Origin of the sequence: Planomonospora alba (assembly GCF_039534085.1) — a bacterium.
GTDB classification, from domain to species: domain Bacteria; phylum Actinomycetota; class Actinomycetes; order Streptosporangiales; family Streptosporangiaceae; genus Planomonospora_B; species Planomonospora_B alba.
The window spans coordinates 125,925-137,403 of sequence record NZ_BAAAUT010000009.1; the positions used below are offsets into that span (position 1 = coordinate 125,925).

At 73.8% G+C, this 11,479-nt stretch carries 8 protein-coding genes; 2 read left to right on the forward strand and 6 right to left on the reverse strand.

Annotated features, from left to right (window positions below; translation table 11 throughout):
* Positions 1-25: 25 nt before the first annotated feature.
* From ABD823_RS07575 to ABD823_RS07590, 4 genes are all read right to left on the reverse strand, one after another.
* On the reverse strand, positions 26-496 hold the full coding sequence (locus tag ABD823_RS07575) for a prepilin-type N-terminal cleavage/methylation domain-containing protein (protein WP_344857251.1): 471 nt from the start codon (positions 494-496) through the stop codon (positions 26-28).
* Between the two features lie 116 nt (positions 497-612).
* Entirely contained in the window at positions 613-1,842 is a 1,230-nt protein-coding gene (locus ABD823_RS07580; protein ID WP_344857253.1) for a type II secretion system F family protein, read from the reverse strand.
* Between the two features lie 2 nt (positions 1,843-1,844).
* Positions 1,845-2,960 carry a type IV pilus twitching motility protein PilT gene (locus ABD823_RS07585; protein ID WP_344857254.1) on the reverse strand — a complete coding sequence of 372 codons (1,116 nt, stop codon included), beginning with the start codon at positions 2,958-2,960 and terminating at the stop codon, positions 1,845-1,847.
* 87 nt (positions 2,961-3,047) lie between these two features.
* Positions 3,048-4,727: a GspE/PulE family protein gene (locus ABD823_RS07590; protein WP_344857256.1), complete on the reverse strand. Its 1,680-nt coding sequence runs from the start codon at positions 4,725-4,727 to the stop codon at positions 3,048-3,050.
* Between the two features lie 241 nt (positions 4,728-4,968).
* Here ABD823_RS07590 and ABD823_RS07595 point away from each other — a divergent pair, with 241 nt between their 5' ends.
* Entirely contained in the window at positions 4,969-6,390 is a 1,422-nt protein-coding gene (locus tag ABD823_RS07595) for a phosphoribosyltransferase family protein (protein WP_344857257.1), read from the forward strand.
* A gap of 1,302 nt (positions 6,391-7,692) precedes the next feature.
* Here ABD823_RS07595 and ABD823_RS07600 read toward each other — a convergent pair.
* Complete coding sequence (locus ABD823_RS07600) at positions 7,693-8,586, reverse strand: serine/threonine-protein kinase (RefSeq protein ID WP_344857258.1); 894 nt, start codon at positions 8,584-8,586, stop codon at positions 7,693-7,695.
* A 29-nt stretch (positions 8,587-8,615) separates the two neighbouring features.
* Complete coding sequence (locus ABD823_RS07605) at positions 8,616-10,526, reverse strand: N-6 DNA methylase (RefSeq protein WP_344857260.1); 1,911 nt, start codon at positions 10,524-10,526, stop codon at positions 8,616-8,618.
* An 84-nt stretch (positions 10,527-10,610) separates the two neighbouring features.
* On the opposite strand from ABD823_RS07605, the gene ABD823_RS07610 reads away from it, so the two are divergent.
* The gene (locus ABD823_RS07610; RefSeq protein ID WP_344857261.1) at positions 10,611-11,408 is read left to right on the forward strand and encodes a PP2C family protein-serine/threonine phosphatase; all 798 of its coding nucleotides are present in this window, start codon (positions 10,611-10,613) and stop codon (positions 11,406-11,408) included.
* Positions 11,409-11,479: the final 71 nt, after the last annotated feature.

Consider the following 11,479-nt stretch of genomic DNA (forward strand, 5'->3'; position numbering starts at 1 on the left):
CGCGTGCCGCCCCGCCGGCAGGGGGTCACTTGCAGGTCGTCTCGGAGATGCCCGTCTTCTTCGCCACGGAGCCGCCCTCGGCGCTGTTGTACAGGTACACCCCGTCGTCGTTGCCGCCGCTGTTCTTGGCGCAGATGAGGTAGCCGCTGCTCTCCTTGACGTAGGACAGCGTGGTGCCCTCGGAGACGTTCACCTTCTCCGTGGTGTCGGCGGTGGCGAGCTTGAGGACGAAGGTCTTCTTGTTGTCCGGCGCGCTGTCCGGGTACTTGCCCTTCATCGTGTAGAAGTTCTCCACGGTGGTGATGGCGCTGCGCACGTCGGACTGGGCGGCCTTGTCCGCCGCGCCCTTGGTGTAGTTCATGTAGACCGGGATCGCGATGGCGACGAGGACGCCGAGGATGACGACGACGACGAGCAGTTCGATCAGGGTGAAGCCGCGGTCGCCGTGCGCGCGCTTCTGCATACGCCGGAGCGCCGCCTGCAGCGCTGCCTTCATGGTGAGCCTCCTGTGACTCGGTGGGGTGGAAACGGCCTCCGGGCGGTCGCCCGGCGCCGGCCCGGCCGTGCGGCCGGGTGTTTCCGTGGCGCGCACGGAAAGCCTGAGGGGCCTCGTCAGCCCTGGATGTTCTGGTAGACGGTGAACATCGGCAGGTAGAGGCAGAGGACCATGCCGCCGACCGCGACGCCCATGACGATGACCATGAGCGGCTCGATGGCGGAGGTCAGGGACTCGGCTGCCGCGTCGACCTCTCGGTCATAGAAATCGGCAACCTTGTCGAGCATCTGACTGATTTGTCCGCTCTCTTCCCCGACCTCGATCATCTGCGCGACCATGCGCGGGAAGACCGGGTGCCGGCCGAGGTGCGTCGACATGGGCAGGCCGTCGCGCACGGCCGCCTGCAGTTCCTTCGTGGCCTCGCCGACGACCGCGTTGCCGGTGGTGGCGCCCACGACCTCCAGCGCCTGCATGACCGGCACGCCGACGCCGAGCAGGGTGCCGAGGTTGCGGGTGAACCGGCTGATGGCGATCTTCGTGAAGAGCGGTCCGAAGACCGGCAGGCGGAGCTTGAGGCGGTCGAAGGCGAGCCGGAGCGCCGGCTTCGTCCGCAGTCCCCGCCGGAGGAGGAGGGTCCCGCCGACGATCACGCCGAGGGCCAGCGGACCCGACCAGAGCAGGCTGTGGCTGGCGTCGACGAGGATCCGCGTCGGCAGCGGCAGCTCCCCGCCGAACTGGGTGAACATCTCCTCGAAGATGGGGACGATGAAGGCCAGCACGGCCGCGACGAGGATCGCGGTGAAGATCAGGACGATGACGGGGTAGGTCATCGCAGCCTTGATCTTCCCGCGCAGGGCGGCGTCCTTCTCGAAGGTGACCGCGATGCGCTCCAGCGCGCTGTCCAGGAAACCGCCGGTCTCGCCGGCCCGGACCATCGCCACCATGATCGCCGGGAAGACCTTGGGATGCCGGCCGAGCGCCGCCGAGAGCGAGATGCCCGCCTCGATGTCCGTGCGGACCTCGCCGACCGCCTTCTTCAGCGAGGCCTTGGCCGCCTGGTCCTCCAGCACGCCGAGGGAGCGGATCAGCGACATGCCGGAGGCGCTCATGGTCGCGAACTGGCGGGCGAAGACGGCCAGGTCCTTCAGCGTGGTGCGGCCGCCGAGCCCGGGGATCGTGATCTCCCGCCGGAGCAGCGAGCCGCCCTCGGTGACGGAGACGGGGACGAGGCCCTGGTGGCGCAGCTGCTGCACGGCCGCCGCCTGGTTGGCGGCCTCGATCGTGCCCTTGGCCCGCTTCCCGTCGCGGCCGACGGTCTGGTACTCGAAGGTCTTGGTGACGGCCATGGTCACAACCGCCCGACGAGGCGCCTGAGGTCGTCGGCCGAGTGGCAGACGTCCAGGGCGTGCTCGAAGCTGATGACCCGGTCCCGGACCCGCTCGGACAGGTGCTGGTCGAACGTGATCATGCCGTCGCCCGCGCCGGACTGCATGAAGGCCGGGATCTGGTGGTTCTTGCCCTCGCGGATCAGGTTGCGGATCGCGGGGGTGGCCATCATGATCTCCGCGACGACCGCGCGGCCGAAGCCGTCCATCCGCGGGACCAGGGCCTGCGTGACGACGCCCTGCAGCGCCATGGACAGCTGCGTGCGGACCTGCTGCTGCTGGTGCGGCGGGTAGATGTCGATGACGCGGTCGATGGTCTGCGCGGCGCTCTGCGTGTGCAGGGTGGCCAGGACGAGGTGGCCGGTCTCCGCGGCGGCCAGCGCGGTGGAGGTCGTCTCCAGGTCGCGCAGCTCGCCGACGAGGATGATGTCCGGGTCCTGGCGGAGCGCGTGCTTGAGCGCGTCGGCGAACGACAGGGTGTCCGCGCCGACCTCGCGCTGGTTGACGATGCAGCGCTTGTGCGGGTGGAGGAACTCGATCGGGTCCTCGATGGTGATGATGTGCCCCGAGCGGGTGCGGTTGGCCAGGTCGACGAGGCCGGCCAGCGTGGAGGTCTTGCCCGAGCCGGTGGGCCCGGTCACCAGCACGAGCCCGCGGGGCAGGTGGGCGAACCTCGCCACGCCGTCCGGCAGGCCCAGCTCCTCCAGCGGCCTGATGTCGTGCGGGATGGCGCGGAAGGCCGCGCCGTACGAGCCGCGCTGCCGGTAGAAGTTGGCGCGGAAGCGGGAGACGCCCTCGATGCTGTAGGCGACGTCGAGCTCCTGGTTCCGCTCGAAGCGCTCCCACTGGGTCGGGGTCACGGCCGCGCGGAGCAGCCGCTCGGTGTCGGCGGGGGCGAGCCTGCCGTACCCCTGCAGCTGGAAGAGGCGGCCGTCCACCCGGATCGCGGGGGGCGCGCCCACGGTCAGGTGCAGGTCCGAACCGCGCCCGTCGACCAGGGCCACCAGCATCGCGTTGAGGGCCGCGCGCGGGTCCCCGAAGCCCTCTCCCGGGTGGCCGGGCACCTGAACTGACTCCATCGGTTCTCCTTGACGTCCTTGTGCCGGGGCCCATCGGCGGGGCGGACCCCCACCTGAGCCGTTCCGCGTCCGCGGCGGCGCCGCGCGTCAGATGGCGACGCGCAGGACCTCCTGGACGGAGGTCTGGCCGGAGGCCGCCTTGACCAGGCCGTCGGTGCGCAGCGCGTGCATGCCCTGGGCCTCGGCGACGCGCTGCACCTCGGTCGCGGAGGCGTGCTGGACGGTGAGGCGCTCGATCTCCGGCGTCATCGGCATGACCTCGTGGATCGCGATCCGGCCGCGGTACCCGGTGCCGGCGCAGTTGCGGCAGCCGACCGGCCGCCAGAGCCGCTCCGGCCGGGGCAGCAGGCCGTACGGCCAGCCGGCGCCGGTCAGCTCGTCCTCCGCGGGGGCGTACTCCTCCTTGCACCAGTCGCACAGCCGGCGCGCGAGCCGCTGCGCCAGCACGCAGTCGACCGACGAGCCGACGAGGAACGGCTCGATGCCCATCTCGGTCAGCCGGACGACCGCGCTGGGCGCGTCGTTGGTGTGCAGGGTGGACAGCACGAGGTGGCCGGTGAGGGCGGCCTCGACGGCGAGCTGGGCGGTGGCCCGGTCCCGGATCTCGCCGATCAGCACGACGTCGGGGTCCGAGCGCAGGATCGCGGGCAGGACGGCCGCGAAGGTGAGCCCGGCCTTGTGGTCCACCTGCACCTGGTTGATGCCGGGCAGGCGGTACTCGACCGGGTCCTCCACCGTGATGATGTTGACGGTCGGGTTGCTGATCGCCGCCAGGGTGGCGTAGAGCGTGGTCGACTTGCCGGAACCGGTCGGTCCGGTCACCAGCACCATGCCGTGCGGCTTGGTGAAGGAGGCGGAGAAGCGCCGGTGGTTCTCCTCGGTGAAGCCGAGGGTGTCGAGCCTGAGGTTGATGCCGCCGGTGTCGAGGACCCGCAGCACGATCTTCTCGCCCCACACCGTGGGCAGGGTGGCGGTCCGCAGGTCGACCTTCCGGCCGTTGATCATGACGGTGATGCGGCCGTTCTGCGGGACCCGGCGCTCGGTGATGTCGACGTTCGACATGATCTTCAGGCGGGAGATGAGGGCCGACTGCACGTGCCGGGGGATGGTGTCGACCTCGTGCAGCACGCCGTCGATGCGGTAGCGCACCCGCATGTCGTGCTCGGTCGGCTCCAGGTGCAGGTCGGAGGCGCGGTTGGCGATGGCCTGCTCCAGCAGCGAGTTGACGTACCGGACGATCGGCGCGTCCTCCTCGACGGAGTTCAGGTTCGAGACCGTCTCGCCCTGCTGCTCGGCGCGGAGCGACTCGGCGATCTCGCCGAGGTCGTTCTCCTCGCGCTTGAGCCGGTCCATGATGCGGCGCAGGTCGCTGCGGGCCACCACGACGGGGCGGACCGTCATCCCGGTCGCCGCGCGCACGTCGTCGAGGGCCAGCACGTCGCCCGGGTCGGTGATGCCGACGGTGATCTCGCCCGCCTCCTCGTCCAGGGACAGCCCGAGGACGCGGTGGCGCAGCACCAGGGAGAGCGGGATCCTGGCCATCGCGGCGGGCTCGATCGGGTAGCCGACCAGGTCGACGCTCTTGATCCCGTACTCGATCGCCGACGCCTCGGTGAGCTGCCCCTCGGTGACGATGTGGTCGTTGATGAGGACCGCGCGCAGGGAGCGCCCGGTGCTCTCGGCCTCCTCGGCCGCCCGCTCCAGCACCTGCGGGTCGACGCCCAGCTGCTTCAGTGCGTCGAGCAGCGGAGAGAACAGTCGGTTCATGTCATCCCCCGGAAGACGGCCTGCCAGCGGGCGCGCAGGCCCGTTACGGAGACCCCATCGGCAGGCGGGGGCGCCAGTTGAGCCGTCCGCGCGGGAGGCGCGGGCGAGGGGGCGCGGGCGAGGGGGCGGGGAGGTGCTTGTGCGGGGCGCGGGAGGCGCTTGTGCGGGAGGAGGGAGGGTAGGGCCCCGGTGAGCGCCGCGGGCGGCCGGGGAGGCGGCCGCCCGGCAGGAGGTGATCGTGATGTTCGCCGATCGTCGTGACGCGGGGATGCGCCTGGCCGCGCGGGTGCGGGAACGCCTCGGAGGCGTGGACGCGGTCGTGGTGGGCCTGCCCAGGGGAGGCGTCCCGGTGGCCTTCGAGGTGGCGCGGGAGATCGGTGCTCCGCTGGACGTGATCGTGGTGCGCAAGCTCGGCGTGCCGGCCCAGCCGGAGCTGGGGTTCGGCGCCATCGGGGAGGGCGGCGTACGGGTCCTCAACGACGACGTCGTGCGGGCCGTCGGCGTCACGCCCGGGGAGATGGCGCAGGTGGAGCGGCGAGAGCGCGACGAGCTGGACCGCCGGGCCCGCCGGTTCCGCGGTGACCGCCCCCCGGTGAGCCTGGAGGGGCGCACCGTGGTCGTGGTGGACGACGGGATCGCGACGGGCGGCACCGCCCGCGCGGCCTGCCGGGTCGCGCGGGCGCACGGTGCCGCGCGGGTGGTGTCGGCGATCCCCGTCGGCGCGCCGGACGCGATCGAGAGTCTGCGCGGGGTCGCCGACGAGGTGGTGTGCCTGCACGCGCCCGCCGACCTGTTCGCCATCGGCGCCTGGTACACCGACTTCGAGCAGACCTCCGACGCGCAGGTGGTGGAGCTGCTCCAGCGGGCCGCGGCCGCGTACGCCGCCGCCTCAGGGGCGGATGGGCCTGCCGGGGACGCGGCCGGTGCGGGTGCTCCCGCGGGGAGCCGGGCCGGAGCGGCGGATCGGCCGGCGGGGAGCGGGGCCGGGGAACGGGCGGCCGGGGCGCGCGGCTCCGCCTTCGCCGAGGAGGTCGGGGCGGACGCCGGCGGGGTGCGGTTGCCCGGCAGGCTCGCCGTGCCGGAGGGGGCCGCGGGGGTCGTGGTGTTCGTGCACGGCAGTGGGAGCAGCCGGCACAGCCCCCGCAACCGCCAGGTCGCGGCGGCGCTCCACCGGGCCGGTCTGGCCACGTTCCTGTTCGACCTGCTCACCCCGGACGAGGAACTCGACCGGGGGAACGTCTTCGACGTGCCCCTGCTGGCCGGCCGGCTCGCCCGGGTGACCGGCTGGCTGCGCGGCCACCGGGCGGTCCGGGGGCTCCCGGTCGGTTACTTCGGGGCCAGCACCGGCGCCGCCGCCGCGCTCTGGGCGGCCGCCGACCCGGACTGCGAGGTCGCCGCGGTCGTCTCCCGGGGCGGGCGGCCCGACCTGGCGGGGGACCGGCTGCCGGCCGTACGGGCCGCGACCCTGCTGATCGTGGGCGGGCGGGACGAGGCGGTGCTCGACCTCAACCGGGCGGCGCAGCGGCGGCTCCGCTGTGCCGCCAGCCTGCGGATCGTGCCCGGCGCCACCCACCTGTTCGAGGAGCCGGGTGCGCTGGAGACCGTCTCGGAGTTCGCCCGCGAGTGGTTCACCGCCCACCTCGCCCCGGTCGCGCACCGGTGAGACGGAGCTCGCGCACCGGTGCGGCACGGGCGGGGAGGTGAGGCGCCGGTGCGGCGCCGCTCCGGACGGGCCGCCGCGTGTGCTCCGCGGACGGCCGGGACCACAGATCATTTCGGGTGAATCGGATCTTAGGTCAAGATTTCTTCAAATTCCCGTTATGTGATGGTCTGCTCCCAGGTCTGCTAATCAGGGCCTCGTGTGACAGGAGGGGCCCGTGAAGCGATGACCTGAGGTGACGAGCACGCATGAACCGCTCATACGACGCCGCGACGGTGGCGGCGGCGCGGTACGGAGACCCCCGGGCACTGGCCATCATCGTCAGGGACCACCTGCCGCTGGTGTACAACGTCGTCGGCCGGGCGATGAACGGCCACCACGGCGTGGACGACGTGGTGCAGGAGACGTGGTGCAGGAGACGTGGTGCAGGAGACGATGCTGCGGGCCGTGGCGGGCCTGCCCGGGCTGGCCGACCCCCGCGGCCTTCCGTTCCTGGCTGATCTCCATCGCCATGCGCCAGGTCTACGACCGCCGGATCGCCTGGCAGGCGATGCCGTCCGCCGGGCTGGACCAGGTGCCGGAGCCGGCCGATCCGGGGGCCGACTTCGTCGGCCTGACCATCCTCCGGCTCGGCCTGTCCGGCCAGCGGCGCGAGGTCGTGGAGGCGACCCGGTGGCTGGAGGACGATGACCGCGAGCTGCTGTCGGTGTGGTGGCTGGAGGTCGCCGGAGAGCTGACCCGCGCCGAGCTGGCGGCCGGCCTCGGGATCGACGAGCGGCACGCCGCCGTGCGCCTGCAGCGCATGCGCGAGCGGCTGGAGGCCACCCGGACGGTGGTCCGCGCGCTCTCCAGCGCCCGCTGTGCCGGCCTGGAGGCGATCGCCCGAGGCTGGAACGGCAGGCCCGCGCCGCTCTGGCGCAAGCGTTTCACCCGGCACGCCCAGGAGTGCGTCGTCTGCTCGGCCGAGCGGGAAGGGCTGGTCCCGCTGGACCGGCTCCTGGGCGGTCTCGTGCTGCTCCCCGTGCCGCTGGGCGTCTCCGCGGACTCCCTGCTCGCGGCCTGCGCGCAGGCGCTGTACGGCGCGTCCGGGGGGTCCACCGTCCCGGCCCGGGAGACCGCCCGCCGGATCGGGAGGGGCCACCGGCCGGCGCGGGCGGGCGGGCCTGGGCGCCGCGTGGCGGACCTCGCCGCGCAGGCGGCCGCGAAGCCGGTCCTGCTGGTCGCGGCGGGCACGGTCCCGCCCCCGGCCGGGACGCGGCCGGCTCGGATCAGGACGCGGCCGGTTCAGGCCGGGACGCGGCCGGTTCAGGCCAGGACGCGGCCGACCACCCGGGCGTACATCCGCACCGGGCTGGGCGCCGAGGGCGGGCTGAGGAAACCGGGGAGCATGGGCAGGTCCACGGCGAACGGCTGGAGGCGCTCGTAGAGGTCGTCGGCACCGGCCGGGCGGCGCTCGGGGTCCTTCTCCAGCAGTTGCCCGATCAGCCGGTCCAGCTCGCCGGGGATGCCGGGCACCGGCGGCGGGCGCTCCTTGACCTGCCGTTCGAACACGGCGTACTCGGTGGGCCCGGTGAACAGCTGCCTGCCCGTCAGCATCTCGTGGAGCACGCAGCCCAGGGCGTACAGGTCGCTGCGCGGCCCGGTCAGGCCGCGCTGGATCTGCTCGGGGGCCATGTAGGCGGGCGTGCCGAGCAGCTGGCCGATCCGGGTGAACCGGGTGGACCCGGTCTCGCGGAGCATCGCCAGGCCGAAGTCCAGGACCTTGACGCTGCCGTCGGGGCAGAGCATCAGGTTGGTCGGCTTGAGGTCCCGGTGGTAGATCGAGAGCGCGTGCGCGGCCGACAGCACCGCGCAGGCCTGCGCGGCGATCGCCGCGGCCCACGGGACCGGGAGCGGACCGTGCTCGCTGACCAGGTCGGCCACGGTGACGCCCTCGATGAACTGCATCACCTGGAACAGCCGCTGGTCGAAGGTGCCGAAGTCGTAGAGCACGGGGGCGCCGGGGTGCTCCAGCCTGGCCAGGATCCGGGCCTCGCGCAGGAAGCGCTGCTGCAGCTCCTCGTCGGGGCCGGTGTGCAGGCGCAGGAACTTCACCGCGACCCTGCGGTCGAGGTGCCGGTCGTGGCCGGCGTAGACCGCGCCCATGCCTCCCTGCCCGAGGGGGAGGTCGTCGAGAACGTACCGGTCGCCGATGACCATCCGGCCCTCCCCTGCGGACTCGCGGGCTCCTACACCCCTTGGTCGCACGGCCGCAGATGGCCGTCGACCAGTCCGTCAAAGCCTAACCGGATCAAGGTCTCTCCCAGGGCGGCCGTCTCGCGGAGCCCGTCCTCCAGCGCGGCCAGCTCGCGGAAGACCGCGCCGTACCGGCGCTGCTCGGCGATCGGCAGCATCGGCACCCGGGTCCGCCGCACGTCGAGCCTGCTGGAGCCGGGGTGGGCGCGGGCGGTGTCGGCGGAGCGCAGGCACCCGGCCAGGAAGGCGGGGTCGAGCCGGTCCGGGTCCACCCGGTAGAGGGTGAGCTGCGGCCCCAGCGCCGCACCCGGCTCGGTGACCACCCGGACCGCGCCCAGGGCGGTGGCGACGACGTCGCCGGGCCTGAGCATGACCAGCGCGGGGTCGAGCACGGTGCCTCCGGACGGCGGCGCGCCCGCCGCGACGTCGTCGGCGGTCAGGACCGGGACCGGGCCGGAGTCGGCGGTCATCCTCGGCGGGGCCGCCAGGAGGGTGATCAGGCCCGTCTTGACCAGCTCGCCGACCGTCGTGGTGGGCAGCTCCTGCCGCTCGGCGAGCGCCTCCAGGGCCGGCGGCGCGTCCGCCAGCGTGGCCGCGGCCGCCCGGAAGCGGTCCAGCGCGCCGCCGAAGTCGCGGCCGAAGTCCAGCGCGCCCTGCTGCGGGCGGTGCCGCGCGGGCGTGAGGTCGACCTCGTCGTCGAGCAGGTCGATGATCCGCACGGTACGGCCGGGGCCCGGCGGCTCCGCCTCCGGGTCCCGCGTGTAGGCGCGCCAGGCGGGCTCCACCACCGACAGGTCCTCGCCCGCGTCCACCAGCAGGAGCGTCGACGGCGGCCTGCTCCCGTCGGGGCGGCGCAGCAGCCACAGGTCGGGGCCGCCCGGGGCCAGGCTGGCCACCGCGCGCAGCGCCCCGGCCCGCAGCAGGTTGCCCCGGATCCGCTTGCCGGGGCGGCGGCCGGCCGCCGCGGCGGGCATCAGGATCGCCACCAGGCCGCCCGGGCGCACGTGGGCCAGGCAGTGCTGGACCCAGGCCAGCTCGGGCTCTCCGCGCGGCGGCATGCCGTACTCCCAGCGGGGGTCGCCGGTCAGCTCCTCGTGGCCCCAGGCGCGCTCGTTGAACGGCGGGTCGCAGACCACCGCGTCGGCGAGCACGCCGGGCAGGCCGTCCTCGCGGAGCGAGTCGCCGGCCGCGATCCGGGCCCGCGCGCCGTGCAGCAGCAGCCGCACCGCGGTGATCAGGGCGCTGCTGCCGCTGAGCTCCTGGCCGAGCGGGGCGCGGGCGTGCAGCAGGAGGGTGCCGACGCCGCAGGCGGGGTCGAGCACGGTGCCCCCGTCGGCCCGGACGTCCCCGGCGGCCAGCCGGGTCATGAGCGCCGCCACGTCGTCCCTGGTCACCGAGAGCTGCCGGGAGCGCGCCTCGACGTAGCGCGCGCAGAGGAACTCGAACGCGGCCCGCGGCCCGTCCTCGTCGGCGAGCCGGGCGACCAGCCGGAGCAGCGCGGGGTCGGCCGGCGGCTCGGCGGGGCCGGGCAGGTCGGCGGTGGCGGCGGTCACGAGGTCCGGGACGCAGCGCGTCCCGTGCTCGCGCCATGCCTCCGGCTCGCGGTGCAGGAAGAGCAGGAAGGCGCCGACCCGGCCGACCAGCTCGCCCAGGCGCAGGTCGTCGACCGTGGTCCGCATCCGCTGCCAGACCAGGTCGCCCAGGGAGACCTCGAAGGACTTGCCGTTGTGGCGCAGCCACGCGGCGACCTCCGACAGGGAGAAGAGCGGGCTGGAGGCGGTGCCGCCGACCGGCCGGGGGAAGTCCTCGTGGCGGCGGCGCCAGTTGCTCACCGCGGCGCGGCCGACGTCGGCGAGCCGGGCGATGTCGCCCGCGTTGACGGTGATCTCCCGGCTCTCCTCCATGAGCAGTCAGAGTAGTTGACTAAGCTGAAACGGTCTACAACATCTTTGCTTGTGAAGTCCTTCAACCAGTGCTTTACTGCCCTCATGGCACAAAACGAAGGACTGGCACTGCGCTACGCCGCCCGCTCCGATGTCGGGGTCCGCCGCGAGGCGAACGAGGACTCGGGCTACGCCAGCGCGCGCCTGCTGGCCATCGCCGACGGCATGGGCGGCCACGCGGGCGGAGAGGTCGCCAGCTCGCTCGCCGTGACGACGCTCGCCGCGCTGGACGACAGTCTGCCGGCCGCGGGCGCCGATCTGCGGGCGGCCCTGCAGGGCGTCGCCAGGGACGTCAACCACGCGCTGCGCGAGATGGCCGAGCGCGAGCCCGCGCTGCGCGGGATGGGCACCACCTTCACCGCCATGCTCTGGGACGGCGCCGCGTTCGCCCTCGCCCACGTCGGCGACTCCCGCGCCTACATGCTGCGCGACGGCGCCCTCTACCAGATCACCCACGACCACACCCTCGTCCAGTCGCTGGTGGACGACGGGCGCATCACCCCCGAGCAGGCGGCCGAGCACCCCCGCCGGTCGATGGTGCTGCGCGTGCTGGAGGGTACCGGCGACGGCGACCTCGACCTGACCCTGCGCGAGGCGCGGCCGGGCGACCGCTACCTGCTCTGCTCCGACGGCCTGACCGGGGTGGTCGGCCCGGAGGCCCTCTTCAACACCCTCACCGACATCGACGACCCGGACGAGGCCGCCCGGTGGCTCATCGAGCTGGCCAACAGCGGCGGCGGCCCCGACAACATCACCTGCGTCGTCGCCGACTTCGGCCCCTACCCGGCCGGCGCCGAGCGGTTCGTCGTGGGCGCCGCCGCCGAGCGGAGGCTGACGCACTGAGGAGCCGCGCCCGCCACGGCGCGCCCCGGGCCGCGCGCCCCCGGGCCGCGCGCCCCCGGGCCGCGCGCCCC